12 protein-coding genes are annotated in these 16,056 nt (G+C 62.6%); 5 read left to right on the top strand and 7 right to left on the bottom strand.

Features of this window, described 5'->3' with window-relative positions; translation table 11 throughout:
• The first annotated feature begins 43 nt into the window (after positions 1-43).
• Positions 44-1,744: a 30S ribosomal protein S1 gene (gene rpsA, locus ABIE40_RS00165; RefSeq protein WP_112714266.1), complete on the top strand. Its 1,701-nt coding sequence runs from the start codon at positions 44-46 to the stop codon at positions 1,742-1,744.
• 78 nt (positions 1,745-1,822) lie between these two features.
• Here the strand turns inward: rpsA and ABIE40_RS00160 are convergent, their stop codons facing one another.
• The 3 genes from ABIE40_RS00160 to ABIE40_RS00150 all read right to left on the bottom strand — a co-directional run bounded on the left by ABIE40_RS00160 (position 1,823) and on the right by ABIE40_RS00150 (position 5,070).
• Positions 1,823-3,322: a hypothetical protein gene (locus tag ABIE40_RS00160; protein WP_199629884.1), complete on the bottom strand. Its 1,500-nt coding sequence runs from the start codon at positions 3,320-3,322 to the stop codon at positions 1,823-1,825.
• Positions 3,323-3,552: 230 nt separating this feature from the next.
• Positions 3,553-4,179, bottom strand: a complete 627-nt coding sequence (locus ABIE40_RS00155; RefSeq protein ID WP_112714270.1) for a ribonuclease D — start codon at positions 4,177-4,179, stop codon at positions 3,553-3,555.
• An 81-nt stretch (positions 4,180-4,260) separates the two neighbouring features.
• Positions 4,261-5,070 carry a MerR family transcriptional regulator gene (locus ABIE40_RS00150; RefSeq protein WP_112714272.1) on the bottom strand — a complete coding sequence of 270 codons (810 nt, stop codon included), beginning with the start codon at positions 5,068-5,070 and terminating at the stop codon, positions 4,261-4,263.
• A gap of 204 nt (positions 5,071-5,274) precedes the next feature.
• Here ABIE40_RS00150 and ABIE40_RS00145 point away from each other — a divergent pair, with 204 nt between their 5' ends.
• Together ABIE40_RS00145 and ABIE40_RS00140 are read left to right on the top strand one after the other, a co-directional pair.
• Positions 5,275-6,555, top strand: coding sequence for a 4-aminobutyrate--2-oxoglutarate transaminase (locus ABIE40_RS00145; protein ID WP_112714274.1), 1,281 nt, complete (start codon positions 5,275-5,277; stop codon positions 6,553-6,555).
• A 22-nt stretch (positions 6,556-6,577) separates the two neighbouring features.
• Positions 6,578-8,059, top strand: a complete 1,482-nt coding sequence (locus ABIE40_RS00140) for an NAD-dependent succinate-semialdehyde dehydrogenase (protein ID WP_199629885.1) — start codon at positions 6,578-6,580, stop codon at positions 8,057-8,059.
• 40 nt (positions 8,060-8,099) lie between these two features.
• Here the strand turns inward: ABIE40_RS00140 and ABIE40_RS00135 are convergent, their stop codons facing one another.
• Entirely contained in the window at positions 8,100-8,309 is a 210-nt protein-coding gene (locus tag ABIE40_RS00135; RefSeq protein WP_112714278.1) for a SlyX family protein, read from the bottom strand.
• Positions 8,310-8,468: 159 nt separating this feature from the next.
• Between ABIE40_RS00135 and uxaC the strand changes: the two genes are divergently transcribed.
• Both uxaC and ABIE40_RS00125 read left to right on the top strand, forming a co-directional pair.
• A complete protein-coding gene (gene uxaC, locus ABIE40_RS00130) occupies positions 8,469-9,884 on the top strand; it encodes a glucuronate isomerase (protein WP_199629886.1) in 1,416 nt (471 codons plus the stop codon).
• Positions 9,881-11,335 (top strand): mannitol dehydrogenase family protein, encoded by a 1,455-nt coding sequence (locus ABIE40_RS00125; protein ID WP_199629887.1) that lies wholly within the window; start codon positions 9,881-9,883, stop codon positions 11,333-11,335. The genes uxaC and ABIE40_RS00125 overlap by 4 nt, the downstream gene beginning before the upstream one ends.
• Positions 11,336-11,558: 223 nt before the next feature.
• Here the strand turns inward: ABIE40_RS00125 and ABIE40_RS00120 are convergent, their stop codons facing one another.
• The 3 genes from ABIE40_RS00120 to ABIE40_RS00110 form a co-directional block, all read right to left on the bottom strand.
• Positions 11,559-14,009 (bottom strand): GcvT family protein, encoded by a 2,451-nt coding sequence (locus ABIE40_RS00120; protein WP_199629888.1) that lies wholly within the window; start codon positions 14,007-14,009, stop codon positions 11,559-11,561.
• A gap of 1 nt (position 14,010) precedes the next feature.
• Complete coding sequence (locus ABIE40_RS00115; RefSeq protein ID WP_199629889.1) at positions 14,011-14,886, bottom strand: phosphotransferase; 876 nt, start codon at positions 14,884-14,886, stop codon at positions 14,011-14,013.
• Between the two features lie 72 nt (positions 14,887-14,958).
• Positions 14,959-16,035, bottom strand: coding sequence for an ABC transporter ATP-binding protein (locus ABIE40_RS00110; protein ID WP_199629890.1), 1,077 nt, complete (start codon positions 16,033-16,035; stop codon positions 14,959-14,961).
• Positions 16,036-16,056: the final 21 nt, after the last annotated feature.

The raw sequence follows: 16,056 nt of genomic DNA, 5'->3' as shown, positions 1-16,056 counted from the left end.
ATACGTGAGCCTTGAAGCTATCGAAGGCCACGCAGGAGATTTTATGTCAGTAGCTACTCCCTCTCGCGAGGATTTCGCGGCCCTTCTCGAAGAATCCTTTGCCAAGAACGATCTGGCTGAAGGCTATGTCACCAAGGGCATCGTCACGGCCATCGAAAAGGATGTTGCCGTTGTTGACGTCGGCCTGAAGGTCGAAGGCCGCATCGCGCTCAAGGAATTCGGCGCACGTGCCAAAGACGGTTCGCTGAAGGTCGGCGACGAAGTCGAAGTTTACGTCGAGCGCATCGAAAATGCACTTGGCGAAGCTGTTCTGTCGCGCGAGAAGGCTCGCCGCGAAGAAAGCTGGATCAAGCTCGAAGCCAAGTTCGAAGCTGGTGAGCGCGTCGAAGGCGTGATCTTCAACCAGGTCAAGGGCGGCTTCACTGTCGACCTCGACGGCGCGATCGCCTTCCTGCCGCGTTCGCAGGTCGACATCCGCCCGATCCGCGACGTTTCCCCGCTGATGCACAACCCGCAGCCCTTCGAAATCCTCAAGATGGACAAGCGCCGCGGCAACATCGTGGTTTCGCGCCGTACGGTTCTGGAAGAATCCCGTGCCGAGCAGCGTTCTGAAATCGTTCAGAACCTCGAAGAAGGCCAGGTTGTTGACGGCGTCGTCAAGAACATCACCGATTACGGTGCGTTCGTTGACCTCGGCGGCATCGACGGCCTGCTGCACGTCACCGACATGGCATGGCGCCGCGTCAACCATCCGTCGGAGATCCTGAACATCGGCCAGCAGGTCAAGGTTCAGATCATCCGCATCAACCAGGAAACCCACCGCATCTCGCTCGGCATGAAGCAGCTCGAGTCGGATCCGTGGGATGGCATCCAGGCCAAGTATCCGGAAGGCAAGAAGATCTCCGGTACCGTTACGAACATCACCGACTACGGTGCGTTCGTCGAGCTGGAGCCGGGCATCGAAGGCCTGATCCACATCTCGGAAATGTCCTGGACCAAGAAGAACGTACACCCCGGCAAGATCCTGTCCACGAGCCAGGAAGTCGAAGTCGTCGTTCTCGAAGTCGATCCGTCCAAGCGCCGTATCTCGCTCGGCCTCAAGCAGACGCTGGAAAACCCGTGGGCAGCATTCGCCCGCAACCATCCGGCTGGCACTGAAGTCGAAGGCGAAGTCAAGAACAAGACCGAATTCGGCCTGTTCATCGGCCTCGACGGCGACGTTGACGGCATGGTGCACCTTTCTGATCTCGACTGGAACCGTCCGGGCGAACAGGTCATCGAAGAGTTCAACAAGGGCGATGTCGTCAAGGCTGTCGTTCTCGATGTTGACGTCGAAAAGGAGCGCATCTCGCTCGGCATCAAGCAGCTCGGCAAGGATGCAGTTGGCGACGCCGCTGCCTCTGGCGACCTGCGCAAGAATGCAGTCGTTTCCTGCGAAATCACCGCAGTCAACGATGGCGGCATCGAAGTGAAGCTCGTCGAGCACGAAGACATCACCTCGTTCATCCGCCGTGCAGATCTCGCACGCGACCGCGACGACCAGCGTCCGGAACGCTTCTCGGTTGGCCAGGTTGTTGACGCCCGCGTCACCAACTTCTCCAAGAAGGACCGCAAGATCATGCTGTCCATCAAGGCTCTGGAAATCGCAGAAGAGAAGGAAGCCGTCGCTCAGTTCGGTTCGTCCGACTCCGGCGCTTCGCTCGGCGACATCCTTGGCGCGGCTCTGAAGAACCGCGGCGAGTAATCGCTATAAGCTTTGAAATGAAGAACCCGCCGGAGCGATCCGGCGGGTTTTTCTTTGTCCTGATTTTTTAAACCGCCGTTATTCCCAGCCGACCATGCGCTGGTAGAGCGCGAAGACCGGATCGGCGACGCGCGGCTCTTCCGGGCGCGCCTCGATCTCGGGCAGATCGGCGGGCACCCTGCCCTGCGGACGCTGTTGTTCCTGCTGGCCGGCGGACTGCTGTTCTTCGCCCGACTGGGCTTCCTGCTCATCGTCGCCGGCACCGCCCTCATAATCACTGCGATGCATCTGCGGATCGCGGCGCTCGGCGCCATCCTTGGCGAAATGATAGGGCGTCGCCATGTAGCCGACGCCATCGGCTGGACGCAGGAGTCCGGACTTTTGTGCCATCTCGGTGAGATCGGAGGGAAGTACCTGCGGCTGCGCGGCAATTTCCCTCTGCTGGCGGGCGATCTGGGCAGCGTCGGCGGCGACAGCGCGCACGGCGGCAGCATCTGCCGGCTGTGCCTGCTTCTGCGTGGCGGCCTGTTCCGGACCATCCATCGCCTCCTTCATCTCGTCGCTCATCGCCTGCTCGGGCATAGCTTCGGGATCGTCGGCTTCGACGGCCAGCGCATCGAGCAGCGTCGCCACTTCCTGCTCGCCGATGATGGCGACCAGGAGCTCCGAGGCTTCCTCGGTGATCGATGCCAGGACGGCGGGCCAGATCTTCGGGATCACAGGCTCAGCGCGATCCTTCACGACCATCGGCGCAGTTTGATGTGTTTCGGCTTCGGCAAGCTGCTGCGGTTCTTCGGCTGCAGGCTCCTTAGCTTCCATTACCTCATCCGCGGTTTCGACCTGCAGCAGCTCGTCCGCCATTTCCGGCTCGGCGGCGATCTCCTCGATCGTTTCGACGGGCAGAGAGGAGAAGGCTGCGAGCGGCAGTTGGGCGGCCGGTTCAGCCGTCTGCCGGGCAGGGGCCTGGGCCTGCGTCTCGCGGGCCGGGACGGTATCGCCCTTCGGCTGCGGCAGGATGCTGTCTTCCTGCAGAACGATATCCGGCCGCTGCTCGGGGCGCAGTGGCGAGGCGTCGTTCTGGCGATAGGAGCGCACGACCGCGCGAGCGGCAAGATCGCGATCCTTGTAGCGGATGGTTTCGAGATAAGCGACGACGCGCGCGGCTTCGGGACCGGCCGGGTTCTTCAGCGCCTCGGTGATCAGCCGCAGCGGCAGCGTGTGGCCGTCGGCAGCAAGCTGCGTTTCGATCTCGTTGATGCGGGCGGCCGGAAGCTTCTGGATCGTATCCGCGAGGCGGGCCGCAAAGGCGAGATTGGTCTCGCCGTCCTGACGCGGCAGCGGCAGGGCTTCGGATGCGGCATTGATCGCATCGAGAAGCGCATCGAACATCCGTTCGCGCGCGGCGGCCAGAAGCAGGTTGAGTTTGCCGGCGATTGCCGAATTCAGATCGGAGCCTTCGACGGCCTGAACCGGGGCCGGGGCAACGATGGAACGGGCAAGACCGCTCGCGACGATCGCGACAGACTGGCCGTTGGAAGAGAGACTCGTATTTGACGCTGCACGAACCGGAGTCAACATGGCATGCTCCTACTTTCGCAAGTGACAATCGAAGCAGAGGACAAGAAGACCGTGCTCATCCGGCCCTTCGCATTCCCGCGCGGCTCCTCCCGCCCGCTTGGCGCGTCATCGCGCCGCCGAATGCTTAAAAATTGATGATGATTCTACCGATTGGCCGTTAATGAAAAACTAACGGCCGGGCGGGATGCGAAATCCTGCCCGGCCGTTCCGGCGTAAATATGCGATTTTGCTCAACTATGAGCGAAAATATCGGCCTCTTCCCAGCCGAGAAGATCGAGCTTGGCGCGGGTCGGCAGGAATTCGAAGCAGGCGGTGGCGTGATCGAATCGGCCGTCGCGCAGCAGGCGCTCGGTCAGCTTGTCGCGCAGGGCATGGAGATAGAGCACGTCGGAGGCCGCATATTCGAGCTGCGCCTGCGACAGCGTGGCCGCCGCCCAATCCGACGACTGCTGCGCCTTGGAGATATCGACCTCGAGCATTTCCTTGAGATTGTCCTTCAGGCCATGACGATCCGTATAGGTGCGGCAGAGGCGCGAGGCGATCTTGGTGCAGAAGACGGGCGTCGTGGTGACGCCGAAAGTGTGGAACAGCACGGCGATATCGAAGCGGCCATAGTGGAAGATCTTCTGGCGCGCCGGATCGGCAAGCATCATCGTCAGGTTCGGCGCTTCCTTCTGGCCGGAAGCGATGCGGATCACATCGGCCGTACCGTCGCCCGGCGAAAGCTGCACGACGCAGAGGCGGTCGCGGCGCGGCACGAGGCCCAGCGTCTCGGTATCGATCGCGATTGCGCCCTTGTAGCGAGCGGCATCCGCCGCGGAGATGTCGCCTTCGTGATAACGGATGGTGGCGGCCATGGCTGTCTCTTACCTCGCGTGTTTCTTCCGGCGCTATAGCGCAAAGGCGGCGGCGGCGATACCGGCATTCGCCTCCGGACCCTAGAAGGTCGGCGGCGTATTGATCCAGAGCAGCACCGTTTCACCATCGTGCTGGTTGCGCCAGGAATGATAGCGGCGGCTTTCGAAATAAAGCGAGTCACCCGGGCCGAGATCGAAGAACTGGTCGGAATCGAGCACCAGTTCCAGTCGGCCGGAGAGCACATGCATGAATTCTTCGCCCTCATGCCGGTAGGCGCCTTCGCTGGTGGCGCCGGGTGCCAGCACGAAGCGGTGGCAATCCATCATCCGTCGCCCCTCGGCGAGAAGCTGCACGGTGACGCCGGGCGTTGTTTCCGGCCAGGTCCGCCATTCGCCGGAGCGGACGACGGCGGTCGCATCATCGGCTTCCTCGCCAGACAGGCGCGAGACCGTGGTTCCGTAATATTCGGCAAGGTCATGCAGTGTCTTGAAGCTGACGCCCTGCGAGGTGCGCTCCAGCGTCGAAAGCGTCGACGAGGTGACGCCCATGTCGCCGGCGACCTGATCGAGCGTCTTGCCGGCGGCGTGACGCAGGCTACGCAGCCGGCGGCCGATATCCGATGCGCCGCCGCTTTCCCCGGTATCGGCGGACGGCTCTTCGCTTTCCAGCGCTTCGCGAATGGCTGCAGGGTTAAGACCACGCTCGACGCGGTACCAGGAGATCTTCTTCAGCCGCGCGACGTCATCGGCGCTATATTGCCGGTGGCCGGTCTCCGAACGATCGGGCACCAGCAGGCCCTGGCTCTCCCAGAGGCGGACGGTGGACGCAGATATGCCCGCCAGCCGCGCTGCCTCGGCGACCTTGTAGCGCACCGGCCCGTTATTGTTCATTCGCCAATAAATCCCTGATTCCGTGGTGCTTTATGCATCCTGCCGCGACAGAATCTCTTGTCCCGAGCATCCATCAAAAGGCGTGATGTTTGAAGCAGAAAATGCCGCTTGATTTCTTGCAGGAAAAATGTAGGACTTTTCTACATATCTTGCAGAAGTTATGCAAGATAATTCACAAACCCTTTTGAGCGCAGGAGCGCATCGATGACCGCAACCACTCTTACGGACCGGAAGAATGCTGCAATTTCCCGCGGCGTCGGCATGACCACCCAAATCTACGCCGATCGCGCAGAGAATGCCGAGATCTGGGACAAGGAGGGCCGCCGCTACATCGATTTTGCCGCCGGCATCGCCGTTCTCAACACCGGCCACCGCCATCCGCGCGTCATTGCCGCCGTCAAGGATCAGCTCGATCACTTCACCCATACCTGCCACCAGGTCGTTCCCTACGAAACCTACGTGCATCTCGCAGAACGCCTGAACGAGATCGCGCCGGGCAACTTCGCCAAGAAGACGATCTTCGTGACGACGGGTGCGGAAGCTGTCGAGAATGCCGTGAAGATCGCCCGCGCCGCGACCGGCCGTTCGGCCGTCATCGCCTTCGGCGGTGGCTTCCATGGCCGCACTTTCATGGGCATGGCACTGACCGGCAAGGTCGTGCCTTACAAGGTCGGCTTCGGCGCCATGCCGGGCGACGTCTTCCACGTTCCCTTCCCGGTCGAGCTGCATGGCGTCACCGCCGAGCAGTCACTCGCAGCGCTGAAGAAGCTGTTTGCCGCCGATGTCGATCCCCAGCGTGTTGCGGCGATCATCATCGAGCCGGTTCAGGGCGAAGGTGGCTTCTATCCGGCACCCGCCGCCTTCATGAAGGCGCTGCGCGAGCTCTGCGACCAGCACGGCATCCTGCTGATTGCCGACGAAGTGCAGACCGGCTTTGCCCGCACCGGCAAGATGTTTGCGATGGATCACCATGAGGTCGCTCCCGACCTGATGACCATGGCGAAGAGCCTTGCCGGCGGCTTCCCGCTTGCCGCGGTCACCGGCCGCGCCGAGATCATGGACGCGCCCGGCCCCGGCGGCCTTGGCGGCACCTATGGCGGCAATCCGCTCGGCATCGCTGCAGCACACGCCGTTCTCGATGTCATCAAGGACGAGGACCTCTGCAACCGCGCCAACCAGCTGGGCGGCCGCTTGAAGCAGCGCCTGGAATCGCTGCGCGACAGGGCGCCCGAGATCGTCGATATCCGCGGCCCGGGCTTCATGAACGCCGTCGAGTTCAACGACAAGACAACCAAGCTGCCGAGTGCCGAGTTCGCCAACAAGGTGCGCCTGATTGCGCTGGAGAAAGGTCTGATCCTTTTGACCTGCGGCGTGCACGGAAACGTCATTCGCTTCCTTGCCCCGATCACCATTCAGGACAATATCTTCGGCGAAGCGCTCGATATCCTCGAAGCCTCCATTCTTGAAGCAAGCGCGGGCAAGTAACCGTCCCTTCGGAGTAAATGACATGGCATTCACGACTGGACTGACGAAACACGTCCCCTTCTCCTCGCAGTTCCTGCGCGACACCGGCTATATCAACGGTGAATGGACGAAGGGCGATGCGACCAAGACCTTCGACGTGCTGAACCCGGCGACCGGCGAAGTGCTGGCCTCGCTGCCTGACATGGGCGCTGCCGACACCCGCAAGGCGATCGACGCGGCCTATGCCGCCCAGCCCGCCTGGGCGGCAAAGCCTGCCAAGGACCGCAGCGCCATCCTGCGCAAGTGGTTCGACCTGATGGTCGCCAATGCCGACGAGCTGGCCGCCATCCTGACGGCCGAAATGGGCAAGCCGTTCGCGGAGGCACGCGGCGAAATCCTCTACGCCGCCGCCTATATCGAATGGTATGCGGAAGAAGCCAAGCGCATCTACGGCGAGACCATTCCGGCACCGTCAAATGACAAGCGCATGCTGGTGATCAGGCAGCCGGTCGGCGTCGTCGGGACGATCACCCCCTGGAACTTCCCGGCGGCGATGATCACCCGCAAGATCGCTCCGGCGCTTGCGGTCGGCTGCACCGTCGTTTCGAAGCCCGCCGAGCAGACGCCGCTTTCAGCGATCGCGCTTGCGGTTCTCGCCGAACAGGCCGGTGTCCCCGCCGGTGTCTTCAACGTCATCGTCGGCGAAGACGGTCCTGCGATCGGCAAGGAACTCTGCGGCAACGACAAGGTGCGCAAGATCAGCTTCACCGGCTCGACGGAAGTCGGCCGCATCCTGATGCGCCAGTGCTCCGACCAGATCAAGAAGGTGAGCCTCGAACTCGGCGGTAACGCGCCGTTCATCGTTTTCGACGATGCCGATCTCGATGCGGCCGTCGAAGGCGCGATCGCCTCCAAGTACCGCAATGCCGGCCAGACCTGCGTCTGCGCCAACCGTCTCTACGTCCAGTCCGGCGTTTACGACGCCTTTGCCGCCAAGCTGGCTGCCAAGGTGGAAGCAATGTCGGTCGGCGACGGCTTCACCGCGGGCGTGACGATCGGTCCGCTGATCGACGAACAGGGGCTCGCCAAGGTCGAAGACCATGTCAGCGACGCGCTTTCGAAGGGCGCCAAGGTTCTGACAGGCGGCAAGCGCATCGAAGGTGCCGGCACCTTCTTCACGCCGACGGTACTGACGGGCGTTGCCAAGGGCATGAAGGTGGCCAAGGAAGAAACCTTCGGCCCGGTCGCCCCGCTCTTCCGCTTCGATACCGTCGAGGAAGTGATCCAGCAGGCCAACGACACCGAGTTCGGCCTCGCCGCCTATTTCTTCGCCGGCGATCTGAAGAAGGTCTGGAAGGTGGCTGAAGCGCTCGAATACGGCATGGTCGGCATCAATACCGGCCTGATGTCGACTGAGACCGCCCCCTTCGGCGGCATCAAGCAGTCCGGCCTCGGCCGCGAAGGCTCGCGCCACGGCGCCGACGATTATCTCGAGATGAAATATCTCTGCATCGGCAATCTCTAAGATCGAAAGGGCGCCTCCTGGCGCCCTTTTTCATTTCCGCTCAGTAATGCGGCGGCCTGGTAACCGCCGGCGCTTCCAGCGATTGTTCCTCGAGCGACAGGAAGCGCTCGGTCAGCCGGTCGAGCTTTGCCCGCGTCTGCTCCACGACCTTCCACTGCTCGGCAAGCTGGTCGGAAAGCTCGTCGATCGTCTTTGCCTGATGCGCCACCATTTCTTCGAGCGCTGTGATGCGGCTGATATCCTCGGCCATAGCTTTCTCCTGCCGTTTGCTGCCCTTCCAAAACGCAAAGCAACGGCTGCGTCAATGGGCCTCTTATAGCGTATTCTAAAGTGAACCGTTTGGTTACCGATAGGCCTTGCCGTGTCCCTTGAGGTGGAGTAGGCCCTACGCCAACAGGGAGGAAATCTGATGGACGTAGGAAACGGCTTTCTTCATCCGGACCGGCTTTTTCCAGCCGATCCCGCAACGCGGACGATCGCGCGCGATCTCTATGAGACGGTCCGCGCGCTGCCGATCGTCAGCCCGCACGGGCATACCGAGCCGTCTTGGTTCGCCGAGGACAAGCCCTTCGAGGATGCCGCCTCGCTGCTCGTCATTCCCGACCATTATCTCTTCCGTATGCTGCACAGCACCGGCACGAAGCTCGACGAGCTCGGCGTTCCCCGTCTCGACGGCAAGCCTGTTGCCAAGGGCCGCGACATCTGGCGCTCCTTCGCCGCGAAGTATCACCTCTTCCGCGGCACGCCTTCCAGCCTCTGGGTCGACCACGCAATGTCGGCCGTGCTCGGCTGTACCGAGCCGCTGACGCCTCAAAATGCGGACACGCTATACGACCATATTAACGAGCAGCTCGCCAAGCCCGAGTTCCGCCCGCGCGCCCTGCACCAGCACTTCGGCATCGAGACGATCGCCACGACGGAAGGCGCGCTCGACCCGCTCGTGCATCACCAGAAAATGCAGCAGGACGGCTGGATCGGTAAGGTCCGCACGACATACCGCCCTGACAGCGTGACCGATCCGGATGCTGTCGGCTTCCGCGACAATCTCGTCAAGCTCGGCGAGATCACCGGTTGCGACGTCACCAAATGGGACGGGATGATCGACGCGCATCGCAAGCGCCGCGCCTATTTCCGCCAGTTCGGCGCCACAGCGACCGACCATGGCGTACCGACCGCCTTCACCGCCGATCTCTCCGCCAGCGAGCGCCAGGCGCTGCTCGACAAGGCGCTCAAGGGACCGCTCTCTGCCGCCGATGCCGAGCTGTTCCGCGGCCAGATGATGACCGAGATGGCGGGGCTTTCGGCCGAAGACGGCATGGTGATGCAGATCCATGCCGGATCGCGCCGCAACACCGATTCCGGTCTTTTCGCCACGCGCGGTCCGAACATGGGCGCCGATATCCCGACCCGCACCGACTGGGTCGGCGGGCTCAGCGCGCTGCTTTCGAAATACGGCCATGCGCCTGGCCTTCGCGTCCTGCTCTTCACGCTCGACGAGACGACCTACGCTCGCGAGCTGGCGCCGATGGCCGGCCATTGGGAATGCCTGATGATCGGCCCGCCCTGGTGGTTCCACGACAGCCCGAACGGCATCCGCCGCTATCTCGACCAGGTCGTCGAGACTGCCGGCTTTGCCAATCTCGCCGGCTTCAACGACGATACGCGTGCCCTGCTCTCGATCCCCGCCCGCCACGACGTCTGGCGCCGCGAGGCCTGCGGCTTCCTGGCGCAGCTGACGGCCGAGCACCGGATCGGCAAAAAGGACGCCGAGATCGTCGCGCGCGAGCTCTCCTATGACAACGCGAAGAAGGCCTACAAGCTGTGAGCGATCGACTGAAGGACCTGAACGGCCTGGCGCCGACGGCGAAGCTTCCCGCCTATGACCGCAGCAAGCTGAAGGCAGGCATTCTGCATCTCGGCCCCGGCGCATTCTTCCGTGCCCACTTCGCGCCCTTCACCGATGCAGCCCTCGCCGCCACCGGCGGCGACTGGGGTATCGAGGTCGCGAGTTTGCGCACCCCTGACGTTGCCGACAATCTGACGGCGCAGAACGGCCTCTACACGATGCTGATCCGCGACACCTCCGGCACGACGGCCGAGGTCATCGGCCCGATCCTGAAGGCGCATGTGGCGCCGCGCGATCCGGCGCTGCTGCTGTCGCGGCTCGAAGATCCGGCGATCCGCATCGTCAGCCTGACGGTGACGGAAAAGGCCTATGGCCTCGATGTCCGCACCGGTGGACTTGATCTTACGCATCCGGATGTTGCTGCCGATCTTGCCAACCGCCATGCACCGCGCGGCGTCGTCGGTTATCTGGTCGAAGGTCTTGCGCGCCGCCGGGCAAAGGGTGTTGCGCCCTTCACGCCGCTCAGCTGCGACAACCTTCCGAGCAACGGCGCCGTGCTGAAGCGCCTCGTCCTCGAATTCGCAGGCCGTATCGATCCGGAGCTTCACGCCTGGATCGAGACCAACGTGCCCTTCCCGTCGACCATGGTCGACCGCATCACCCCAGCCAGCACCGACGCGACCTATGCCGATGCCGAGCGCCTGACCGGACAGCAGGACCTTGCCGCGATCGAGACCGAGCCCTTTACGCAATGGGTGATCGAAGATCATTTCGCCAACGGCCGCCCGGACTGGGACAAGGCCGGTGTGCTGATGGTCGATGAAGTCTCGGCTTACGAAAAGATGAAGCTGCGCATGCTGAACGGCGCGCATTCGCTGCTCGCCTACCTCGGCTACATAGGCGGCTATGAATATATCCGCGACGTCATGGATGACGAGGGCTTGGCGGCTCTGGCGCGGCGGCAGATGAATGCGGCGGCCAAGACGCTCGATCCGGTGCCGGGTATCAATCTGGAGCACTATGCGGACGAGTTGATAGCCCGCTTTGCAAACAAGGCAATCGCCCATCGCACCTACCAGATCGCCATGGACGGTACGCAGAAACTGCCGCAGCGCCTGCTCGAACCGGCAACGGAAGCGCTCGCCCGCGGCAGCCAGGCCGAGACCTACGCCATCGCCGTCGCCGCCTGGATGCGCTACGCACTCGGCGTTGATCGAAACGGCAAAGCCTACGAACTGCGCGACCCCCGCGCGGAAGAAATCGCCACGCTGCTCGCCGATGTGCCGCGCAACGGCGGCGCGGTTTCGGCAGCGCTGTTCACGCTGCCGGGACTGTTCCCGAAGGCGCTGACTGACAATGTGGTCTGGACTGAAGATGTGGCGAACAAGCTGGATATTCTGATCCAGGATAACAAGTTGCCGTTGTTCTGAGGCCCGCTAGCGGGGGTCAGCAGTCGCAAAACTGCTCCACCCACCGCCCTCATCCCTGTGCCCTTAGGGCTGCGCCCACGGGATGTCACAGGGATCCAGCAGGCCCAAGTCTTTGGGCCGGGAAGACCCTTCCTCTAGCTGACAGATTCATTCACCGCGCAGACGCGCGGTGGCTGGATTCCTGTGACAAGCACAGGAATGAGGGAGAATCCGGGGCGCTCGGCTACCCCTTCACCCTCTTCATCTCGGAATCATACAACGGCTTCAGCGACACCGAGCACGGCACCCGCTCCCGCGCGACATCGAGTTCGTACCTGCCCGACAGCACGAAATCCTCGGTCACGCCTGCAGGGTTTCGGACATAGCCAAAGCCGATCGCTTTTCCGATTGTGTAGCCGAAGCCGCCGCTGGAGAGCCAGCCGACGCGCTGGCCGTCGCGATAGATGGTTTCGCGGCCGAGCAGGACGACATCGGGATCATCAGGCACGAAGCAGGCGAGCATTTTTTTGACGCCGCCGGAGAGTTGCCGCTCGATGACTTCGCGTCCGCGGAAGGGGGTGGCCTTTCTCGTCTTCACCGCCCAGGCGAGGCCTGCCTCAACGGGCGTATGATCCGGGCCGATATCCGATCCCCAGGCGCGGTAGCCCTTTTCCAAACGGCAGCTTTCGATGGCGCGGTAGCCGGCGTTGATGAGGCCGAGGCCGGCACCGGCCGCCATCAGCGTATCGTACACGGTGGTGGCGTATTCTAAAGGCACATGCAGTTCGTAGCCAAGCTCGCCGACATAGGTGATGCGCAGTGCCCTGACGGGACAGCCCCCGATCCCGACCGTCTTGACGCGGCCGAAGGGGAAGGCGGTATTCGAGACATCCGAGGACGTGACTTTCTCCAGCACGGCGCGTGCATTCGGGCCCATCAGCGAGAGGACCGAATAGGCGGACGTCACATCGACGAGCTCGGCCTGCATTCCCTCCGGAATATTGCGGGCTATCCAATCGAAGTCGTGGGTCGCGAAGCCGGTGCCGGTGACGATGTAATATTCGTTCTCGGCGATGCGGGCGACGGTGAGGTCGCATTCGATGCCGCCCTTGTCGTTCAGCATCTGGGTGTAGACAAGCGATCCCACCGGCTTTGCCACGTCGTTCGACGCGATCCAGCTTAATGCAGCTTCGGCATCGCGGCCCTTGAGCACGAATTTGGCGAAGGAGGTCTGGTCGAAGATGACGGCGGCCTCGCGCACCGCCTTGTGCTCGCGGCCAACGGCATCGAACCAATTCTGCCTATTATAGCTGTAGATATCCTTCGGTTCTTCATTGGCGAAGAGATCGGCAAACCAGTTCGGCCGCTCCCAGCCGAGCTTTTCGCCGAAGCAGGCGCCTTGCGCTTTCAGGCGATCGTAGAGCGGCGATTTGCGGCAGGGGCGGCCGCTCGAATGCTCCTCGAAGGGGAAGGCCAGCGTATAGTGTTTGCCATAGGCCTCCAGCGTGCGGGTGCGGACCCAGTCGGTGTCGAAATGCGGGCGGCCGAAGCGGCGGATATCGACCGGCCAGAGATCGTAGGGCGGTTCGCCCTTCGCCACCCATTCGGCGAGCGCCATGCCGGCACCGCCGCCGGAGGCAATGCCAAAGGCGTTGAAGCCGGCGCCGACGAAGAAGTTCTTCAGCTCCGGCGCTTCGCCGAGGATGAAATTGCCATCCGGCGTGAAGCTTTCCGGCCCGTTCAACAGCTGCTTGACGCCTGCCGTTTCCAGGCCTGGAACGCGAGCCAGCGCCTGCTCCATGATCTGTTCGAAGTGATCGTAATTGCTGTCGAGGAGCGTGTAGTGGAAACCCTCGGGGATACCACCCATGGCCCAGGGGATCGGGTTCGGCTCGTAGCCGCCCATGACGAGGCCGCCGACCTCTTCCTTGTAGTAGGTCAGACGATCGGGATCGCGCAGCGTCGGCAGGTTCGAGGGAACGCCGAAGGATTCGGTGATCAGATATTGATGCTCGACGGAGACGAGCGGAACATTGACGCCGAAGCGGGCGGCGAAAGGCCGTGTCCACTGACCGGCGCAGACGACGACGCGCTCGCATTCGATGCGGCCATTGGCGGTTACAACAGCGCGGATGCGGCCTTTATCGATTTCAAGATCGAGGACTTCAGTATCCTCGAATATCGAGACGCCGGCCATGCGGGCGCCCCTGGCCAGCGCCTGAGTGATATCGGAAGGATTGGCCTGGCCATCGGTCGGCAGATAAGCGGCGCCGACGAGGTCATCGATGTTCATCAGCGGCCAGAGATCGAAGGCTTCCTGCGGCGTCAGCAGATGCATTTCGAGGCCGAAGGACTGCGCCGTGGTTGCCTGACGCTTGACCTCCGTCCAGCGTTCCTCATTGCAGGCGAGCCGCAGGCCGCCATTCATCTTCCAGCCGGTGCCAAGCCCGGTTTCGGCCTCCAGCTTCTTGTAGAGATCGACGGAGTAGCCGAGCAGCTGGGTAATGTTGGCGCTGGTGCGCAGCTGGCCGACGAGGCCGGCGGCGTGGAAGGTCGTGCCCGATGTCAGCTTCTTGCGCTCCAAGAGCACGGTATCGGTCCAGCCGAGCTTGCCGAGATGATAGGCCGTCGAGCAGCCGATAATGCCGCCGCCGATGACCACGGCCTTTGCCGTCTTCGGTAATTCCTTCGTCATTCTACTGATCCTGTTCAAATGCCTTATAGGCACGCTCGAAACGCGCGAGATTTTCGGCGGTATAGGCGGCGTAGTCGAAATCGATGGTCGAATGGGTCTCGGAGACCATGCTCCAAAGCGTTTCGCGCAGCAGCGAGGCGCATTTCATTGCGCGATAACGGCGCCACAGATCAGGCGTCAGCGGTTTCTCGAAATAGCTCTCCAGCATCACGCGCTCGGCTACTTCCGAAAGCTCGTTGTTGGAGGCGAGACCGCCGAGATCGAAAAGCGGGGTATTGAAGCCGGCATAGTCCCAGTCGATCAGCCAGAGCCGCTCGCCGTCATCAAGAAAATTGGCGGCCAGGAGATCGTTGTGACCGAAGCCGATCTCGAACGGACCGGCGGCGGCTTCCAGCCGCTCGGTCTTTTCGAGAAAATCCGGCAGCAACGGCGCATAGCTGCTGCCCGCGGACGCAAGGTTAGCCGCATAATCGCGGATGACGTGAAACACCCAGAAGATCATCGCCTGGCCGCGGAAGTGGCGGGCGATGTCGCGATGGCAGGCGCGGATCAGCGGCAGCGTCCGCTGCAGGGTCTGCTCATCCTGCAGGTCGGCAGCGGTCAGCGACCGCGCTTCGATGAAGTCGAGGACGAGAATACCGGGCGCATGATGGATGACGGCTGGCGACAGGCCTGCGGCATGGGCGGCAATACTGGCTGCGAGTTCGTTCGGCCGGCTGATGTGATGGATCGGAATGTCGTCGCCGAGCCGGACGACCCGGCGCGTGCTGCGATCGCGGACGAGATAGTTGCGGTTGGTGATGCCGCCGGTGATAGGTTCGATCTCGACCGGCCCCTGCCATATGCCGAGTGCATGAATCCTATCTTCAGGCGTCACGCTCGTCCCCCTCGCGGCCCATTTTCAAAATGATGGGCCAGAGGAGGATTGGCTGTCAAGCTGAGCAGCCACTCAGATGGTCGCGCCCGAGGCATCGAAGACGTGACAGCGGGCGGGATCGAAGGACGTCTTGACGTTGGTGCCGCGTTCGATCTTCTGCTGGCCATCGAGCGCGATCGTCAGCTGCTGACCGTCGGGCGTCGTGCTGTAGAGCATGGTCGCGCCGCCGAGGTTCTCGACGAGATCGACATTGACGGTCGCGAGCTCGGCGCCGCCCGCGGCGACGGTCAGATGCTCCGGGCGGATGCCGAAGGTGACGTCCGATCCCGCGGCGCCCTTCAGGCGGCGCGGCAGGCGGATCGAGCTGCCGCAAACATTGATAACGGTATCGCCGTCATTCACCTGCTCGATCTTCGCCTTCAGGAAATTCATCTTCGGGCTGCCGATGAAGCCGGCAACGAAGCGGTTGGCCGGGTTATTGTAGAGATCGAGCGGAGCGCCGACCTGCTCGATGCGGCCGGAGTTCAGCACCACGATCTTGTCGGCCATGGTCATGGCCTCCACCTGATCGTGGGTGACGTAGATCATCGTGTTGCCGAGATTGCCGTGAAGGCGCGAAATCTCGACGCGCATCTGCACGCGCAGTTCGGCATCGAGGTTCGACAGCGGCTCGTCGAAGAGGAAGATGCGCGGCTCGCGAACGATGGCACGGCCGATCGCTACGCGCTGGCGCTGACCGCCGGAAAGCGCCTTCGGCTTGCGCTCGAGCAGCTTCTCGATCTGCAGGATCTCGGCGGCGCGGCGCACCTTCGGCTCGATCTCCGCTTTCTTGTAGCCGGCTGTCTCCAGCCCGAAAGCCAGATTCTTGTAGACCGACATATGCGGATAGAGCGCGTAGGACTGGAAGACCATGGCGATACCGCGCTTGGCGGGCGCCACCTCGTTCATCCGCTCATTGTCGAGCAGCAGCGTGCCGCCCGAGATCTCCTCGAGACCGGCGATCATCCGCAGCAACGTGGACTTGCCGCAGCCCGACGGGCCGACGAACACGACGAATTCGCCGGGATCGATCGTCAGGTCGATGCCGTGAATGACATCAAGCGACCCGTAGCGCTTCTCGACCTTCTGAAGAACGACACTCGTTGCCATCTCCCAAATCCTCTCTGATCC

Source organism: Rhizobium sp. OAE497 (assembly GCF_040546565.1).
GTDB lineage: Bacteria > Pseudomonadota > Alphaproteobacteria > Rhizobiales > Rhizobiaceae > Rhizobium.
The sequence above is the reverse complement of the archived record's forward strand: the minus strand, read 5'-3'. Positions and strand labels throughout refer to the sequence as shown.

Coding starts and splice junctions, on each gene's coding strand:
- rpsA (WP_112714266.1), top strand. CDS start 44: ATGTCAGTAGCTACTCCCTCTCGCGAGGATTTCGCGGCCCTTCTCGAA.
- ABIE40_RS00160 (WP_199629884.1), bottom strand. CDS start 3,322: ATGTTGACTCCGGTTCGTGCAGCGTCAAATACGAGTCTCTCTTCCAAC.
- ABIE40_RS00155 (WP_112714270.1), bottom strand. CDS start 4,179: ATGGCCGCCACCATCCGTTATCACGAAGGCGACATCTCCGCGGCGGAT.
- ABIE40_RS00150 (WP_112714272.1), bottom strand. CDS start 5,070: ATGAACAATAACGGGCCGGTGCGCTACAAGGTCGCCGAGGCAGCGCGG.
- ABIE40_RS00145 (WP_112714274.1), top strand. CDS start 5,275: ATGACCGCAACCACTCTTACGGACCGGAAGAATGCTGCAATTTCCCGC.
- ABIE40_RS00140 (WP_199629885.1), top strand. CDS start 6,578: ATGGCATTCACGACTGGACTGACGAAACACGTCCCCTTCTCCTCGCAG.
- ABIE40_RS00135 (WP_112714278.1), bottom strand. CDS start 8,309: ATGGCCGAGGATATCAGCCGCATCACAGCGCTCGAAGAAATGGTGGCG.
- uxaC (WP_199629886.1), top strand. CDS start 8,469: ATGGACGTAGGAAACGGCTTTCTTCATCCGGACCGGCTTTTTCCAGCC.
- ABIE40_RS00120 (WP_199629888.1), bottom strand. CDS start 14,009: ATGACGAAGGAATTACCGAAGACGGCAAAGGCCGTGGTCATCGGCGGC.
- ABIE40_RS00110 (WP_199629890.1), bottom strand. CDS start 16,035: ATGGCAACGAGTGTCGTTCTTCAGAAGGTCGAGAAGCGCTACGGGTCG.